Below are 17286 nucleotides of genomic sequence, written 5' to 3'. Positions count from 1 at the left end.
GCGACCCACGCGCCGAGTCTCGGCGCGTGGGTCTTTTCATCTCTGCCGGTCGGCCGTGAAGTCGACGTTGGCCGTCAGCCGCACTCCCCGCGCTCGGAAGTCGTCCAGGTAGAGGCGGATTCTCCGGCGCGCCTCCCCGAGATCCTCGTTCGTCAGGTTCAGGTTCAGCAGGTCGACGTACCACGGCGCCTTGACGGGCTCGCCGACGTACGCGCGCACGATCTCGCGCGCGATCGGCAGCGTCGTCTGCTTCGAGTCGTCGTGCACGTCCCGGCTGCCGGCCGCGAGGAGCTTGGCGTGCTCCTCCTCGAGGAGCCGCGCGAACAACGCCTCCGTGAAGCGGTCGCCCGCGGCGACGCCGGCGGCCGGGTCGGCTTCGGTGAGCGCGGCACCCTTGTGCAGCCACTCCCAGAGGATGCTCAGGCGGATCTCCCCCGTCGCCATGTCTTCCATCAGGTAGAGCACGTCGTCGTTGCCGAAGAAGTCGGCGGGCTTCAAGGCAGCGGCCTGGAAGCCCCGCAGGAACGCGTTGCCGTACTGCAGCGCCACGCTGAGCAGGTCGCGCGCCCCGCGCACGGTGCGAGGTGCGGGCTCGAGCAGGAACAACCCGCCGGCATCCTCCGCGGTGTAGGTCAGCGGAGGGAACTGGCGGCCGAGCTGGTTGGCCTGGCCGGCCTGTTCCCAGACGGGTCTCACGATGTGGACCATCTTCCAGTGCGCGACCCACTTGCCGCTCGCGCCCTCGCGGCGCTCGCGCTCACCTCCGGCCACCGCGCGCTTCATGCCGTGCTCGACGCCCGCGGCCGAGCCCACCGGAATGTTCGGCTCCATGCCGCCCTGCCACAGCGCGAAGCGCCCATCGCGGTCCGGTGTGTTGACCGCGCGGCGCACGCGATCCTCGTACTGGCGCATGTAGCCGTAGGTCATCGTGATCGCGTCGATGTTCGGGTTGACGAACGCGGCGTCCCAGGCCATCGCGTCAGAGACGCTGTTGATGTAATCCCAGCGCCCCGTGTTGAATCCCACGAAATGGCGGCCGAGGGCGGCCCTGATCTCCATCAACTGAAAGCACGCCTCGACCTGCTCGACGAGCACGTAGACCTTGACGGCGCCGACCGGCATCTCCAGGTGCGTCTCGAGCGCCGACAGCATGTCGTTCCACAGCGCCGCCTCCTCGGCGGTCTGGATCTTCGGCAGGTACATCGCGACGGTCGCGCCACGGGCCCGCAGCGCGTCGTGGTTGTTCACCACGTAGAGCACCGTGTCGACGATCGAGGCCGAGAAGCCGGTACCGTCGGCGCAGCGCACGTGCCGGTCGTCGAGGTGCAGCCCGCGTGCGCGAAACAGCTTCGTCGTGAACCGCAACTCTGCGCGCCAGTCGTCGATGATGCGGCGGCCGAAGAACCCGTCCGCCCAGCGGTTCATCTCGACGGCGACCTGCTCGGCAACGTTCAGGAAACGCGGATCGTCGTGAATCGCCAGCATCAAGTTCCGCTGGTTGTCGAGCGACATCGTGTCGACCTGCCCGAGCGCATCCTCGCCGTCGAACATCCAGCCATCCGCGCCAGACAGCAGCGCGTAGGCGACGTTGCGCAGGCTCTCCTCGAGCGATGCGCGCGGCCGCGTTGCGGGTCCGGTGCCCTGAATCCATTGCCGCTGGAGATCGGCCGGGATGTCGCTGCCGTGGAAGTCGCCGCGCCGGGCCGCCTCCACCGTGATCGACGTGCGGGGAATCGTGGCGCTCGGATCGAGGAACGCGATCCGGCGTCCGTCGCGCGCGCGAGCCGCCCTGCGCTCCAGCCGCCTGGCCATGACGTCGCGCCGCTCGGCCTCGAACCGCGAGAGCGCGGCCAACGCCTGCCGCACTGCGGGGGTGAAGAGATCGCCGTACTCGGCGGCGATGCCGTCACGGAGCTCGAGCGACATCGATGTGGACGACGACGGTGATGTCATGGCGTGATACGTATAGCGTACCGCGGGCTCAACGCGGACGCTTGAGGGTCCATACGGTGCCGGCGGCACCGGCCGTGCCGCCAATCGCTTCCCATCCGTCAGCGCCCGCCGCGTTCAGCACGGCAGCGGCATCCTGGGTGGCCCCGACCGTCACTTGTCGGTATTCCCAGAGCTGACGCCCGATCCGGACCGGAATCACCGTCGTCGGCACGAGCGCCACGGACGGCACGCCGGCGATCGCCACCGGCAGCGGCTCGGCGTCGGTCCGCAGCACGACCGGCACGGCCTCGTCTCGGGCCGCGTTGACGACGCGCACCTGCGCAACGGTGGGATATCCCGGGACGTTCTGCGGCAGCGTCTGGGAAGACGAACCGGTCGCGCCGGCGCCGACGAGCGCCAGCGCCGCGAGCACGTGTCGTCGCGACATGAGGACACCTCCTGGCCCCCCAGCTTAGCCGGAAGCACGTGCCGGTTTGTTTCGGGCCCGCGCAGTAGTACCATGTGAGCGCTGATGGCGCCGCTGGAACTCGCTCTGGACATCCAACCACGCGCGCGGGTCGATGTCCTGGATGCCAGGGCGCTGGCTGCGTCCGTTCACGGGGACGTCCTCGATCGATTCACGCGCTGTCTGTACGTCTCGCCGCACACGACTGCCGGGTACCTCCCCGAGAGCCTCGCGCACCGTCTCGTCGTCAGGCGAGCCGGCCTGGAGCCGTATCTCGGCGTCTTCCAGACGGTGTTCCCCGCCAACGCCGGCTATCAGCACGACAACCTCGAGCTGCGCACCGAGCTGGCGCCGGAGCAGCGCCGGGTGGAACCGACCAACGGCGATTCGCACCTGGCGTTCATGGCCGCAGGGCTCGACGCCTGCGTCTCGTACCGCACGCGGGGCAGCCATCCGGTGTACTTCGTGGATCTCGACGGCTGGTTCGCCGGAACGCCGCGCCGGCGCGTCACCCGCCTGGTGGGCTACGACCGCGAGGTCGAAGTCGCCCGCACGTCGATCCGCGTGCCGGTGTCGCGCCATCCGATCGAAGCAGTGAACCTGAAGGATCCGTCGCTCGGCTTGACCGAGCAGATCGGCGAGATCATCGCTCGGCACGGCGTGCACAAGGGACGCGTTCGCCTGGCGCTGGCGTCGGCGGAACGCGACGCAAGCCTGACGATCAACGAGTACGAAACGCTCCTGATGCAGCACGACCTGGCCGAGGTGCTGCGCAACCCGCTGAAGTTCGCGGCCGAGAAGGCCAAGCACGCGTGGAACGACCCGCGCGCCGTGCCCGGTAAGGCGATCGACTACGCCAAGTACGACCTCGTGCGCGCCGCCAATCGGCTGATCGACGCGCTGGGGCTCAGCGCGTCGCGCCTCGAGCACATCGTCGCGCGCGCGCTCGAAGTGCCCGCCGCGCGCCTGATGCGCAAGAAGCGCGCGGTGAACCTGCTCGTCTCCGACAGCGCCACGCCTGGCCGCGGCGCCCTCGTGGAAGGCACGTTCCAGGCGCCGATTCTGGTCCAGTGGCGGGCGGCCGGCGGCAACGTGCGCACGCTCGATATCGTCCTGACCCGTTTTCTCTAACCGACATCGCGCGCCGATTCCGACCGGTGGCCCTGGTGTTCCCTGCTCTTCGCCCCAGGCTCGGCGTGCTCGTCCATCACCCTCCCAAGCCCCTGACGCATCCGGCCGTCTACCGTCACCGCCGCGTGCCGGCGTCCGCGGCGCCCAGGATCTCGATCGTCACGCCGTCGTTCAACGCGAGCACGTTCATCGAACGCACCATCCGGAGCGTCGTCGACCAGCAGTATCCGGCGCTCGAGTACATCGTCCAGGACGGCGCGTCGGCCGACGACACGATCCGGATCGTCGAACGGCATCGGCCGCTGCTGTCGCGGATCGCCTCCGAATCGGATCGTGGCCAGGCCGATGCCCTGAACCGCGGCTTCCGGCATGCCACCGGCGAGATCCTGGCCTACCTGAACGCGGACGATCTGCTCCTGCCGGGCGCGCTCGACTACGTCGCCGCGTTCTTCGAGACGCATCCAGAGGTCGATGCCGTCTACGGCCATCGCGTCCTGATCGACGAGCACGACCGCGAGATCGGCCGCTGGGTGCTGCCGCGGCACGACGACGCGGTGCTGTCGTGGGCGGACTACGTGCCGCAGGAGACGCTGTTCTGGCGGCGCCGCGCCTGGGAAGCCGTCGGCGCCCGCTTCGACGACAGCTTCCAGTTCGCGATGGACTGGGACTTGCTCGTGAGGATGCGCGATGCCGGCGCCAGGTTCGCCAGGGTGCCGCGCTTCCTCGGCGCGTTCCGCGTTCACGCCGCTCAGAAAACGACCGACCGGATGGAGACGATCGGCGCGCGCGAGATGGCACGCATCCGGGAGCGGATTCACGGGCAGGCGGTCGAGTGGTTCGAGATCAACAGGGCCATCCGCGGGTACCTCCGCCGCCACGTCGTGCTCGATCGTCTGTATCGCGCTGGCCTGCTGAGATACTGACGTCCCGTGCGCGCGCCGATACGCCGAAGCGCGGTCCGGTTCGTGGAACGCCGTGATCGACTGATGGAGACACCCCACCCCGTGCCGGTCGGCTTCAGCATCGCGCTGCCCGCTCGCGAACAGGCGGAGTTCATCGACACCGCCCTCTCGAGCATTCGATCGCAGCGCGTGCCGATCGAGCTCGCCGTGCTCGACGCCACCCCTGACGACAGCGTGCAGCGCGTCGTTCGCGCCGCTGCCGTGCCGGTGGCCTACGGCTACCACCGCCGCGACGATGGCCAGGCCGCGGCGATTCAGGAAGGCTGGAATCACACGACCCAGCCGATCGTGGCCTGGCTCTGCGCGGACGACTACTACTTCCCGGACGCGCTCTCGCTCGTCGCGGACGCGTTCGTCGCCGATCCGCAGGTCGACGTCGTCTTCGGCCACGCCGTGCACGTGTCGGCCGCTGGCGCGTTCGTGAGCTATTTCCCTGCCGGGAGCCCCGACCCAGACGAGCTGATTCGAGGCTGCTCGATCAGCCAGCCCGCGTGCTTCGTTCGGCGCAGCGCGATGGAGCGCGTCGGCGGATTGAACGCGCACCTGCACTTCACGATGGACTGGGACTTCTGGATACGGCTGCACCGCGCGGGCTGCCGCTTCCGGTTCCTGGACGCACCGCTCGCGGCCGTGCGCGTGCACCCGGGCACCAAGACCATGAGCGGTGGGTACGCACGGCTGCAGGAGATTGCGGCGCTGCTGAAGGCCCACGGCGTGCCGGCGCGTTCCCGCTGGCGCACGCAGCTCGGCTTTCTGCGGCAGGACATCCGCAGCCGCGGATCGCACCCGCTGCTCCGATCGGGCCTCGAGGCGTTGAAGTCGATGGAAGAGCGGATCCGGCCGTCCGTGCGGTCGACCATTGCCGGTCTCGAGTGCGGCACGAACCGCGTGCACGTCCGCTGCACCGTGCGGCTGCCCTGGTACGCGGCCTCGCCGCCACAGGAGGCTGTCGTCGTGGTCGATCGAGCGCTCGAACTGACGATGAAGGTGAACGAGCGGCCGGTTGCGGTGGAGCCGCTCGGCATCCGGCCAGTACCCGGCCCCGGACCGACAGGCAGCGGCTACGGCTATCGCGCCTTCGTCGACGAACGCACGGGCAGGGACCTGTCGTTCAGCCTGTCAGGATCGGTGGGGCACTGGCGGCTGCTCGGCCTCGCCGTGCACTGACGGTCAACGGCCGGCGACGTTCGGAGCGGTCGCCGCGCTCCGCTGCCGGCTGCGTCGACGCGCGTCCTCACCGATCAGCGGCCGGCGGCATCCGTGACGGTCGCCGCCCTCCGCTGCTGGCGATACCACTCGACGGTCCGTGCCAGACCGTCCTCGAAGCTCGTGCGCGCGCGGAAGCCGAACAAGGCTTCGGCGCGGCTCGTGTCGAGCAGACGCCGCGGCTGACCGTCGGGTTGCGAGGCGTTCCAGACCAGGTCACCGCTGAATCCGGTCAGCCTGGCGATCAGTTGCGCGAGATCGCGGATCGAGATCTCGAATCCGGCGCCGAGGTTCACCGGATCGCTCGTTTCCAAGCGTTCGCTCGCGAGCACGATGCCCTCGGCCGCGTCGTCCACGTACAGGAACTCGCGCGTGGCGCGGCCCGTGCCCCACACCTCGACGGTCCGATCCCCGCGATCGATCGCATCCATGCACTTCTTGATGAGCGCGGGGATCACGTGCGAGGTGCCGGGATCGAAGTTGTCACCCGGCCCATAGAGGTTGACCGGCAGCAGGTAGACGGCGTTGAAACCGTACTCGGCGCGGTACGCCTGCGCCTGCACGAGCAGCGCCTTCTTCGCGATGCCGTAGGGCGCGTTCGTCTCCTCCGGGTAGCCGTTCCACAGCTCCTCTTCCCTGAACGGCACCGGCGTGAACTTCGGGTACGCGCAGATCGTGCCGATCGCGACGAACTTCTCGACGCCCGCGCGCCGTGCGTGCTCCATGAGCAACGCGCCCATCATCATGTTCTCGTAGTAGAAGCGACCTGGATGGCGGCGGTTCGCCCCGATGCCGCCGACGACGGCCGCCAGGTGGATCACGACCTGGGGCGCGTACGTGCGGTACAGCCGGTCGACATCGGCCTCGTGCACCAGATCGAGCTCGGCCTTGCGAACCGCGACGACAGAGGCCGGCGCGCAGCCCGAGGCCACGAGACGGCGCACGACCGCCGATCCAAGGAACCCGGCGCCGCCGGTGACGACGATGCGCTTCTGAGCGAGATCCACGCAGCCTCCGTGCCGGACGTCGCCAGCCATCGCGCGAGGGCACAGGGAGCCGGCGATCGGCGCCGCTGCCCCGCGCGGGGAGGCGCACGCCGACAGCGTGTCCGGAGCCGGCGCTAGGCCGGCACCTGCAGGTCCGGCATGGGCCGGCCGGCGAACAGCTTGCGGCACGGCTTCGCGATGAGGCGTGCCCATTGGGCCGAGCGGGTCACGCGCGCGCTGTCGGTGGCGATGCCGGTGTTCGCGTACATCTGCCGGTAGAGCTTCGAGATCAGCAGGAACATCAACCGCGCCTTGAGCGACTTGACGCACTTCGAGCGTTCCCAGATCTGCGGCAGGCTGTAGAACTTGTCCCACACGCCCTGTGTCCGCTGCCGGATCTCATCGGCCGACATCACCGGGTGCGGCGTGTAGACCTTGGGACGCGATGCCTGCGGAATGAGCCAATGGCGCGTCAGCGGCACGCCGTCGATGCGCGTCGCGTCGTCGGCCATGCTCTTCTCCCATGCGGCGAAGTCCAGCGTGCCGGGAAACGGCGTGAGCATCACGAACTGGGCGAACGTCACGTCGGCGGCCTGCGCGAGCGCGGCCGTGGCGTCGAACGTCGACGGCCTATCGCTCGGCAGCCCGAAGATGAACGAGCCGAGCACGTGCAGCCCGTGCTGCTTGAACATGCGGAGCCTCGCCACGAGCTCGTCGCCGTGGGCGTTGAAGGGCTTGTACACGTCCTTCAGGCCTTCCGCGGTGACCGACTCGATGCCCACGAGCGCGCCCTTGATGTGCGCGCGCCGCATGGCGTCGAGGAAATCGGGGTCCTCCGAGGCCTCCATGGTGATCTGCGTGAAGAACACCGTGTCGTCGGGCAGCTTGGCGAGGCGCTCCATCAGCTCGAACCGCTCGTTGCGGATCTGCGTGAGCTCGTTGAACCGCGTCTTGTCGGCGCGCCGATCGGCCATCTTCAGATCGGCGAGCGGCACCGGATAGAAGTTGTCGTCGGCGAGCGCGATGAATCGGAACCCGCGCTTGCGCAGCTCGACGATCTCCTCGACGACCGCGTCGGTCGTGCGCGGGCGCGGCTTCTGACCGTCCGTGCGCCACACCGAGCAGAAGGAACAGTGCTTCGGGCAGCCGCGGAGCGTCTGGACGGACGCCCACATGTAGCTGCCGTCGGGCATGAGGTCCCACCGCGCCTTCAGGAACTCCCCGCCTTCGACCCGCCCGCCGTCGTAGATGCGTTGCAGCCGGCCGTGCGCGGCGTCATCGAGGATCTGTCCCCAGATCGCGTCCCCGTCGCCCTTGGCGACGGCATGGGCACCGCCGATCTCGTGCGGCTCCTCGGGGAACAGCGTCGCGTGAATGCCGCCGTAGATGACGGTCGCCCCGGCGTTTCTGGCCGCGTTGCCCACTTCGTAGCCGCGCAGCGCGTTGCCGGTGTGGATGCCGATCCCGACGATGTCGCCGGCCTTGATGGTGGAGAGATCGATCTGCTCGAGCGTCTCGTCCACGATGATCGGATCGCCGTACTGTACCGGCGTCGCGGCGGCCAGCACGAAGAGCCATCTCGGCGTGATGACGCCCACGCCGAACGACACATGACTCGGATTGATCAGTTGCACTCGCACGTTCGTACACCTCTCCGGCTGGCCCAATCGTCTGCCGCTGTAGTTCGGACCTCGTGAACGCCAGGGGGCAGTGGCGTCACCACGGCTTGCCGTCAGGTTCGTCGTCAGTGTCAGCAGCGTTCTCCTCGTCGTCCCCCCAGGGCGAGGGTTGAGGACCCGGAACGATCCCGGCGATGTCGGGATCTTCCTCGCCGCGCGCAGCCGGCGTAGCGGCTTTGCGTGCCTTGGCTTCCAGGCGGCGTGCCGCCTTCTGCTGCTGCTTTTCCTGGCGCGCCCGTTCGCGGGCGCGCTTGTTCTGCGTTGGACGGGACTTCTGCACTCACCCTCCGCCGGTTGCCGCTCCTGCCCGTACTCCGGGAGGTCGAGGTGCCTCATAGTAGCGCATGAACGGGCCAATTGGCGTACCGAGCGGCGTCGGGCTATACTGATGATCTCGCGTTAGCCCGCCGCTGACTCGCCAGAGCCGACCGAGCGTTCTCGTTCTCTCTCAGACTTGCAGCAGTTCGTGGAACGGTCCACATGGCTAATCAGGGCTTCGCACGGCGAAGCCCGTCCGCCTCACGCGGATGAGACTCAGAGGGAAAGATGAATCGCAGACTCTACGTTGGCAATCTCTCGTTTTCGACCCAGGAACAGACGCTCGAACAGACCTTCGCGGCCTACGGGCCGGTCGAGTCCGTCCGGCTCGTCCGCGACAAGGCCACGGGCCAGTCGCGCGGGTTCGGCTTCGTGGAAATGGGATCGGACGAGGGAGCGCGCGCCGCAATCGAGCAGCTCAATGAGAGCCAGCTCGAGGGCCGCCGGCTCACCGTGAACGAAGCCCGTCCGCAGGAACCGCGCGGTGACCGGCCGTTCGCCCGGCCGGGCGGCGGCGGTGGCGGCGGCCGCCGGCGGGAACCCCGCTGGTAAGCCTCGAAACCTGACAGAATAGCCCGATGGGGCACGCCTCGTGCCCCATCGGGTTCCTTTTTTCGGCGGCCTCGACCGGCCGCATCAGGAGGCGGGCAATGAAGCCATTCGCGAAGGACAGCCGCGTCACGCAACCGAACTACGGCGCCGGCACGGTGATGTCGTCCGACGAGCGCTACACGGTGATCGAGTTCGACCTCCACGGCCGCCGCCGGTTCATCACCGACAAAGTCACCCTGTCGAAGACCGACGAGCCTGCGCCGGTGAAGCCCGCGAAGACCCGGCGGAAGAAGGCCGCGACCGAGCCCGCCGCCAAGCGATCCTGACGTCGACAGCGCCGGACACCGGCCGCTGACCGACACGGCACCCGGCATCGATCGCCGACCGGCTAAGATGTTGGGCCGTGTCCTCTATTCTCCAGAGCCTCCCGATCGGCCAGAAGGTCGGCATCGCGTTCTCCGGCGGCCTCGATACGAGCGCCGCCATTCACTGGATGCGGCAGAAGGGCGCCATCCCCTATGCCTACACCGCCAACCTCGGCCAGCCCGACGAGCCCGACTACGACGACATCCCGCGGCGGGCGCTCCAGTACGGCGCCGAACTGGCACGGCTGATCGACTGCCGATCCCAGCTCGTCTCTGAAGGCCTCGCGGCGCTCCAGTGCGGGGCGTTCCACATCTCGACGGCCGGCGTGCCCTACTTCAACACCACGCCGATCGGCCGCGCCGTCACCGGCACGCTGCTCGTCGTCGCGATGAAGGAAGACGACGTGCACGTCTGGGGCGACGGCAGCACCTTCAAGGGCAACGACATCGAGCGGTTCTATCGCTACGGTCTGCTCGCCAACCCGAACCTCCGCATCTACAAGCCCTGGCTCGATCAAGCGTTCATCGACGAGCTGGGCGGCCGCAAGGAGATGTCGGAGTACATGGAGCGGGCCGGCTTCGGCTACAAGATGAGCGTCGAGAAGGCGTACTCGACCGATTCGAACCTGCTCGGCGCGACGCACGAAGCCAAGGACCTCGAGCGGCTGAACGCGGGGATCACGATCGTCGAGCCGATCATGGGCGTGGCGTTCTGGAAGGACGAGGTCCGGATCAGGCCCGAGACGGTCACGGTCACGTTCGAGGAGGGCCGGCCCGTCGCGCTGAACGGCATGACGTATCCGGATCTCGTCGCGCTGATGCTGGACGCGAACGCGATCGGCGGCCGCCACGGCCTCGGCATGAGCGATCAGATCGAGAACCGGATCATCGAGGCCAAGAGCCGCGGCATCTACGAGGCGCCCGGCATGGCGCTGCTGTTCATCGCGTACGAGCGCCTCGTCACCGGCATCCACAACGAGGACACGATCGAGCAGTACCGCGAGAACGGCCGCCGCCTCGGCCGCCTGCTCTACCAGGGCCGCTGGTTCGACCCGCAGTCGATGATGCTGCGCGAGACCGCGCAGCGCTGGGTCGCGCGCGCCGTCACGGGCGACGTGACGCTCGAGCTGCGGCGCGGCAACGACTACTCGATTCTCGATACGACCAGCCCGAACCTGACGTACAAGCCGGAGCGGCTGACGATGGAGAAGGGCGAGTCGGTCTTCTCGCCGCAGGACCGCATCGGCCAGCTCACGATGCGCAACCTCGACATCACCGACACGAGGGACAAGCTGCTGGTCTACACGAAGGCCGGCCTGCTCGCCCAGCCGGGCGAGTCGGCGATCCCGCTGCTTCCAGCCGCCGCCAAACCAGAGAAGGCGGACTGATCTCAGCCCTCGCGCAGCGCGACCGCCGGGTCGGTGAGCGACGCGCGGCGCGCGGGCAGCCAGGCGGCCAAGAGCGCGGTCGCCACGAGCACGCCGGCGCCGCCCACGAACGTCGAGAGATCGCGGGCCTGGATCTCGAACAGCATGGTGGCGACGAACCGCGACAGCCAGACGCTGATGGCGGCGCCGGCAACGACGCCCACCGTCAGGATGCTGGCCACGCGCTTCAGCACCATCACGACGATGTCGGCACGATTCGCTCCGAGCGCGATCCGCACGCCGATCTCGGTGCGCTGCGAGCCCACCGCGTGCGACACGACGCCGTAGAGGCCGATGCCGGCCAGGAGCAGCGCGAGCGCGCCGAAGAAGGTGGAGAGCAGCGCGACGAGCCGCTCCTGCACGACCGTGGCCCGGCGAAGCTGATCGAATCGCCGCACGGCGAAGGCCGTCGTCGGGTCCACGGCGTGCAACGCCGAGCTCACGGCGCGCTCGACGGCGGCACGATCGCCCGACGCGACCGCAATCGTCAGCGCCACGGTCGGCCCGATCCGCGCCTGCTGCGAGACCGGCACGTACATCGTGGGCGCGAATCCATCCCGGGGATTGCGGTACACCGCGTCGCTCACGAGCCCGACGACCGTATAGGCCGACGTACGGCCGCCAGGTCCGCCCAACCGGACGACCTGGCCGACAGCGGGCTGGCCCGATAGGAACCGGGTCACGAATGCCTGGTTCACGATGGCGACCGGCTCCTGACCGAGGCGATCGAACCCGGTGAAGTCGCGGCCCGCAAGCAGACGGATGCCGTAAGCGTCGAACCATCCGGGCGAGATCCCGTTCCTCCAGGTCATCTTGCTGCGATCGGGAACCTGCATCTCGCCGACGCCGCTGGTCCAGACCGAGCCGCTGAGCGGCGTCATCAAGGAGACGGCCGCCACCGTCACGCCCGGCACACGCACGGCCGCCTCACGAAAACGCTCCATGAGCGATACGCGTTGATCGGCGGGGATGCGGCTGGGCTGCAGATTCAGCTCGATGACCGTCAGCGGGTCCGGACTGAAACCGAGCGGCACGCGGGCCAGCGCAACGAACGTGCGCAGAAAGAGCCCCGCGCCGACGATGACGACGAGCGACAAGGCAATCTGGAGCACGACGAGCCAGTTGCGCAGCCGGTGCCGCGGATCGCCCGCCACCGACCGCGCGGCATCCTTCAACACGTCGCTGATCCCGATGCGGGTCGAGGCGAGCGCCGGCGCCAGACCGGCGAGCACGGTGGTCAAGACCGTCAGTCCCGTCGCGAAGACCAGGACACGCCAGTCCGCCGCCAAGTCGAGCGACACGGTCTCGCGCCACGTCGAGAACTGCCCGATCAGCAGGCCGCCGGCCCACTGAGCGAACACGAGGCCGAGCGCGGTGCCGGCCGCCGCGAGCAGCGCGCTTTCCACGAGGAGCAGGCGCACGAGGCGCCCGCGGGTGGCGCCGAGCGCCAAGCGAATGCTCAGCTCGCGCTGCCGCGACAGGCCGCGCGCGAGCGTCAGGTGCGCAAGGTTCGCGCACCCGATGAGCAGGACGAGCCCCACGGCGCCGACCAACGCGATGAGCGGCACGCGAAAGCGGTCGCGCAGCGGCGATAGGCCGGTGGCCGCGGGGAGAAGCGTGAAGGGCTCACGCAGGAACAGCTCCCTGAAGTCGTCTTGCCGGGGAGGAGCCGTCGACTCACGGATCTGGGGCTGGACACCTCGCAGGAGCGCGTTGGCCGTGTCGACCGTCTGCCCTGGCTTGGTGCGCACCATGATGTCGAGCCACCACGTCGAACGGCGGTCGAGCGAGGACTCATTGCCCGTGATCAATGGTTCGGCGCCGAACGGAATCACGATGTTCCACGCTCGTCCCACCTCGGGTCCGAAGAAGCCTGCCGGCATCACGCCGACGATCGTGAACGGGACCCGCTGCAGCGTGATCGTCCGGCCGATGACGTCGCCGGCGCCGCCGTAGCGCTGCTGCCACAGCCGGTGGCTGATGACCGCGACGGTGCTGTGCGCGCCGCGCCGCTGGTCGTCGCCCTCGCCGAGCGACCGCCCGCGGACCGCGTGGATGCCCAGGACCGCGAACGTGCGCCCGCTCACGTACGCGCCATCGACGGGCTCGACTTCACCGCCGTCCGCCAGATCGAACGTCTGGTTCGACCAGGCGAAGGCGTCCTCGAACAGCTCGGGCGCGCGCAGCCGGATCTGCTCCCAGATGGGATAGGTCCACGAGCCCTCGGAGAGGTAGACGAGGCGCTCCGGGTCTTTCACCGGCAACGGCTTCATGAGAAGGCTGTTGAAGATGGAGAACAGCGCGGTGTTGGCGCCGATGCCCAGCATCAGCGTCAGGACCGCGACCACGGTCAGTCCGGGCGTTCGGCGCAGCGAGCGGCCCGCGGTGCGGATGTCGCGCCCGAGCGCGCGGAGGCTGGCGTCCCAGCTCACGTCGCGCACGTGGTCCTTGACCGCCGCTAGGCTGCCCATCTCGATGCGCGCGGTCCGCACGGCGTCCGAGGCCGTCATCCCGCTCGCCACGTTCTGCTCGATCGCGGCGTCGAGGTACGCCGAGAGCTCGCGGTCCAGATCGTCGTCCACGCGCCGCGGCCTGAAGAGCCGCCCGAGGCCGTCGAGCCACCGGCGCACGAGCGTGGTCATCACAGGTCTCCCGGCGTGGCGCCGAGGATCATCGCGATGGCGGCGGCCTGCGTCTGCCAGTCGCGCGTCTGCGCCTTCAGCCGCGCACGGCCGCGCGGCGTGAGCGCGTACCACTTGGCGCGGCGGTTGTTCTCGGTCGCCCGCCACTCGCCCTTGATCAACCCGTCGCGCTCCAGCCGCCGGAACGCCGGGAACAGCGACCCGGGATTCACCTGGAACGCCTGTTGGCTGATCTGGGTGATGCGGACGCCGATGCCGTAGCCGTGCATCGGCTCGAGGGCGAGCGTCTTCAGGATCAGCATGTCGAGCGTGCCCTGCAGCAGGGCGCTCGGCTTCTCGGTCGGGCTCATGGCGAGGCGCTCCTTCTCGACTGACTCAACTGACTCAACTGACTCAACTGACTCAACTGACTCATCGAGCTCATCGAGCTCATCGAGCTCATCTGACTCATCTGACTCATCGAGCTCATCCAACTCATCACGCTCATCTAGATTGGCTAGTGGAGAATCCACGATACGGCCCTCTCATCTAGATTGTCAAGAGGACGACCAGTGGGGCCGCGTGAGCGCGTCCGGTCGGCCCCGCGCCGCGGTTGGCGGCGTCGACGATGGCGGACTATCTTAGGGAGGCCTCACGACCCATGGCGACCACCGTGCTCGTCCGCGATCTCCGGAAGGCCTACGGCACCACGCGGGCGGCCGACGGCGTGAGCTTCGAGATCGTCGACGGCGAGATCTTCGGCCTCCTCGGCCCGAACGGCGCGGGCAAGACCACGACGATCGAGTGCGTCATCGGGCTGCGGCAGCCCGACAGCGGCCTCATCGAGGTGTGCGGCATCGACGCCCGCCGGCAGCCGCAGGAGATCAAGCAGCGGATCGGCGCGGCGCTCCAGTCCGTCGCGCTGCAGGATCAGATCACGCCGCGCGAGGCGCTCGCCGTGTTCGGTGCGTTCTACCGCCGCCGGCTCGACCCGGCGGCATTGCTCGAACGGTTCGGCCTCACCGCGAAAGCCGACGCCTATTTCTCGACCCTGTCCGGCGGCCAGCGGCAGCGCCTGGCCCTCGCGCTCGCCTTCGTCAACGCCCCGGATCTCGTGTTCCTCGACGAGCCGACCGCCGGGCTGGACGTCGAGGTTCGACGGGAGCTGCGCGGCGAGATCCTCCGCATGAGAGCGGACGGCCACACGGTGCTGCTCACGACCCACGACATCGAGGAGGCCGAGGCCCTCTGCGATCGCATCGCCATCATCGACCACGGCCGCGTCGTCGCGACCGGCACGCCCGGCGATCTCATCGCCCGCTCCACCGGCACCACGGCGGTCACGGTCGTGACGACGTCGCCGGTGCCAGGGGGCGTGCTGACCTCGATTGGCGGCGCGCACGACGTGAACCAGCGTGACGGCCGACTGACGTTCGCGGCCGCGAACGTCACGCGCGCGCTCGCCGACCTCGTGCCGCGCCTGTCGGCCGCCGGAATCGAGATCGTCGAGCTCCACGCCGAGAAGGCCACGCTCGAGGACGTCCTGCTGCAGGTGACCGCCTCGGCGCACGCGGCCACGCAGGCGGAGACGGCCGAGCGATGAGCGCCCTGGCTCGCCAGTTCGCCCTGCACCTTCGGCTCTACTTCCGGAACACGATGGCCATGGTCTACGGCTATCTCTTCCCGACGATCTTCCTGATCGCGTTCTGGACGCTCTATCGGTACGACCAGGTGCCGCTCGTCCGGCACATGGGCGAACTGCTGACCATCACGGTGCTGGGCGGCGCGTGCTTCGGCCTTCCGACGACGATCGTCGGCGAGCGCGAGCGCGGCGTGTGGCGCCGCTATCGTCTCACGCCGGTGCCGACGGCCGCCGTCGTCGCGAGCACAGTGCTGGCCCGCTACGTCCTGCTCTTGACGGCCGGTGCGCTGCAGCTCGTGCTCGCCATGGGCCTCGGCATGCCGTGGCCGCGCCACCCGCTCGATCTGTGGCTGGCGTTCACCTTCGTGTCGTTCGCGTTTCTCGGGCTCGGGCTGGTGATCGCGACGATGGCCGACAACGTCCCGGCCGTGCAGGCGCTCGGTCAGAGCCTGTTCCTGCCGATGCTGATCATCGGCGGCGTGGCGGTGCCGCTCACGAGCCTGCCTCCTTGGGCGGAACACGTGTCGGCGTTCCTGCCGGGCCGTTACGCCGTCGAGGTGATCCAGGCGGCGGTGAGCGGCAGCGGCCTTACCGGAAGCCTGTTCAACCTCGCGGCGCTCCTCGCAATCGGAGTCGCGGGGTGTCTCGCCGGCGGCAAGCTCTTCCGCTGGGATCGAGATCAGCGGTTCGCAGCGTTGCAGGGCAAGGGCTGGCTCGCCGTCGCGCTCGTCGCCTGGATCGGCGTCGGCCTGGCCGCCGAGGCGCGCGGCCGAGCGCGGAGCGTGGCCTCGGCGGTTGCCACGGTCCCGTCGGCCCCGCCGGCTTCTCCTTCGGTGCCGGCGAGCAACGAGCCGGCGGCCGAACCAGAAACGCCCACCGCATCGACGACAACGACAGCCGCGCCGGCCGAGACACCCAAGGCCACGGCGCCGCAGACCACCACGGCGCGGCGCGAGCCGTCCGCGACGCACGCTCCCACGGCGCCTCCTCGACCCGCCGTCGCGAGCCCGCCGGCCGCAACCGCGACGCGAAGCGGCGCGGCGCGGGCTGGTGTTCCGCCCGCGACTCCCGCTGAACCGCTGCCCGCGACGCCGGCTGCCGCGCCGCCAACGCCACCGGTGCCGGCGTCCTGGCAGGCGGTCACCCTCGCCGACATCGATCGCGATCTCACCTTCGATCGGCTGCCCTCCGATCGCAGCGTCGTCACGCCCATCGCGACGAGCGACATGCAGCCCGATCCCGATGTTGCGGACCAGGTCGCGCTCGTCGACGACGCGCTGCTGTCGTGGTCGCCCGGTCTCGTCCCCGATCCGGTCCAACGCGCTCGCAATCTGCTTGGCGTGCTCGGCGTGCACGACGTCGCACAGACGGCGCTCGAGGCGTACCTGCCGCGGATCGTGTTTCGCCAACTGTTGGACGCGTCACCACGCGACGAGTTGATCAAGGTGCTCTACTGGATCGCGCTCCATCCCGAGGGTGGGACGACGCTGACGGCGGAGGACGTCGCGCCGCTGCAGCTCAAGGCGATGCCGCCCGACGACGAGGAGATCCGCAATCGCACGGCAATCTACGCCGTGAAGCTCCTCGGCCGCCTCACGGGACACATCAAATAAGGGCAAAGGGCAGAGGGCAAAGGGCACAGGTCAGGAAGGAACTGACGCTGGCCAATCGTTTTCTTCATCTCGTTTTCTTCATCTCGCGGCAGTGCGGCGTGCGCGACTGGCTGGCGCGTCGCGGGCACGTCGAGTGCGCGCCAAGGCTCCGCGAAGTCGGGTCCTGTCGCGGGACAGCCCGGTGTGGTCCTCGCACGAAGCGCGTCATCGCGGGCGTCGCCTGCGCGCGACGCGACGCGGCCCGTCCAGCGCCCATCCCCGCCTCGGGAGTCTCGAAACGCACGCGTCGCGTGCAACGTCTGCGTCGCCGTGCACGAGTCGGATGGAGATTCCCCGACCGATGTTCTGTTACCGCGCACGACGGCAGGACGTCCCACTGCAGCGCC

Annotated in this window: 15 protein-coding genes; 8 read left to right on the top strand and 7 right to left on the bottom strand. The window is 69.1% G+C overall.

What is annotated here, in order from left to right; translation table 11 throughout:
• Nucleotides 1-36 precede the first annotated feature (36 nt).
• Nucleotides 37-1926, bottom strand: coding sequence for a malate synthase (locus IT184_13780; protein ID MCC7009872.1), 1890 nt, complete (start codon nucleotides 1924-1926; stop codon nucleotides 37-39).
• Nucleotides 1927-1981: 55 nt separating this feature from the next.
• Complete coding sequence (locus IT184_13775; GenBank protein MCC7009871.1) at nucleotides 1982-2380, bottom strand: hypothetical protein; 399 nt, start codon at nucleotides 2378-2380, stop codon at nucleotides 1982-1984.
• A gap of 84 nt (nucleotides 2381-2464) precedes the next feature.
• On the opposite strand from IT184_13775, the gene IT184_13770 reads away from it, so the two are divergent.
• From IT184_13770 to IT184_13760, 3 genes are all read left to right on the top strand, one after another.
• Nucleotides 2465-3529, top strand: coding sequence for a hypothetical protein (locus tag IT184_13770; GenBank protein MCC7009870.1), 1065 nt, complete (start codon nucleotides 2465-2467; stop codon nucleotides 3527-3529).
• Between the two features lie 26 nt (nucleotides 3530-3555).
• Nucleotides 3556-4452, top strand: coding sequence for a glycosyltransferase (locus IT184_13765; GenBank protein ID MCC7009869.1), 897 nt, complete (start codon nucleotides 3556-3558; stop codon nucleotides 4450-4452).
• Nucleotides 4453-4515: 63 nt separating this feature from the next.
• Nucleotides 4516-5658: a glycosyltransferase gene (locus tag IT184_13760; GenBank protein MCC7009868.1), complete on the top strand. Its 1143-nt coding sequence runs from the start codon at nucleotides 4516-4518 to the stop codon at nucleotides 5656-5658.
• A gap of 74 nt (nucleotides 5659-5732) precedes the next feature.
• Here IT184_13760 and IT184_13755 read toward each other — a convergent pair whose 3' ends face one another.
• The 3 genes from IT184_13755 to IT184_13745 all read right to left on the bottom strand — a co-directional run bounded on the left by IT184_13755 (nucleotide 5733) and on the right by IT184_13745 (nucleotide 8642).
• The gene (locus tag IT184_13755; protein ID MCC7009867.1) at nucleotides 5733-6734 is read right to left on the bottom strand and encodes a GDP-L-fucose synthase; all 1002 of its coding nucleotides are present in this window, start codon (nucleotides 6732-6734) and stop codon (nucleotides 5733-5735) included.
• Nucleotides 6735-6817: 83 nt separating this feature from the next.
• Nucleotides 6818-8323: a radical SAM protein gene (locus IT184_13750; protein ID MCC7009866.1), complete on the bottom strand. Its 1506-nt coding sequence runs from the start codon at nucleotides 8321-8323 to the stop codon at nucleotides 6818-6820.
• Nucleotides 8324-8399: 76 nt separating this feature from the next.
• The gene (locus IT184_13745; GenBank protein MCC7009865.1) at nucleotides 8400-8642 is read right to left on the bottom strand and encodes a hypothetical protein; all 243 of its coding nucleotides are present in this window, start codon (nucleotides 8640-8642) and stop codon (nucleotides 8400-8402) included.
• Between the two features lie 266 nt (nucleotides 8643-8908).
• On the opposite strand from IT184_13745, the gene IT184_13740 reads away from it, so the two are divergent.
• The 3 genes from IT184_13740 to argG all read left to right on the top strand — a co-directional run bounded on the left by IT184_13740 (nucleotide 8909) and on the right by argG (nucleotide 10985).
• Nucleotides 8909-9232 carry an RNA-binding protein gene (locus IT184_13740; protein ID MCC7009864.1) on the top strand — a complete coding sequence of 108 codons (324 nt, stop codon included), beginning with the start codon at nucleotides 8909-8911 and terminating at the stop codon, nucleotides 9230-9232.
• 98 nt (nucleotides 9233-9330) lie between these two features.
• On the top strand, nucleotides 9331-9558 hold the full coding sequence (locus IT184_13735; GenBank protein ID MCC7009863.1) for a hypothetical protein: 228 nt from the start codon (nucleotides 9331-9333) through the stop codon (nucleotides 9556-9558).
• A 77-nt stretch (nucleotides 9559-9635) separates the two neighbouring features.
• Nucleotides 9636-10985 (top strand): argininosuccinate synthase, encoded by a 1350-nt coding sequence (gene argG / locus IT184_13730; protein MCC7009862.1) that lies wholly within the window; start codon nucleotides 9636-9638, stop codon nucleotides 10983-10985.
• 2 nt (nucleotides 10986-10987) lie between these two features.
• Here argG and IT184_13725 read toward each other — a convergent pair whose 3' ends face one another.
• A complete protein-coding gene (locus IT184_13725; protein MCC7009861.1) occupies nucleotides 10988-13666 on the bottom strand; it encodes an ABC transporter permease in 2679 nt (892 codons plus the stop codon).
• Complete coding sequence (locus tag IT184_13720; protein ID MCC7009860.1) at nucleotides 13666-14016, bottom strand: PadR family transcriptional regulator; 351 nt, start codon at nucleotides 14014-14016, stop codon at nucleotides 13666-13668. The genes IT184_13725 and IT184_13720 overlap by 1 nt, the downstream gene beginning before the upstream one ends.
• A gap of 290 nt (nucleotides 14017-14306) precedes the next feature.
• Here IT184_13720 and IT184_13715 point away from each other — a divergent pair, with 290 nt between their 5' ends.
• Complete coding sequence (locus IT184_13715; GenBank protein ID MCC7009859.1) at nucleotides 14307-15248, top strand: ABC transporter ATP-binding protein; 942 nt, start codon at nucleotides 14307-14309, stop codon at nucleotides 15246-15248.
• Nucleotides 15245-16900 carry an ABC transporter permease gene (locus tag IT184_13710; GenBank protein ID MCC7009858.1) on the top strand — a complete coding sequence of 552 codons (1656 nt, stop codon included), beginning with the start codon at nucleotides 15245-15247 and terminating at the stop codon, nucleotides 16898-16900. The genes IT184_13715 and IT184_13710 overlap by 4 nt, the downstream gene beginning before the upstream one ends.
• The last annotated feature ends 386 nt before the right edge of the window (nucleotides 16901-17286 follow it).

The organism is Acidobacteriota bacterium (genome assembly GCA_020853395.1).
Lineage (GTDB): Bacteria > Acidobacteriota > Vicinamibacteria > Vicinamibacterales > SCN-69-37 > JADYYY01.
The sequence above is the reverse complement of the archived record's forward strand: the minus strand, read 5'-3'. Positions and strand labels throughout refer to the sequence as shown.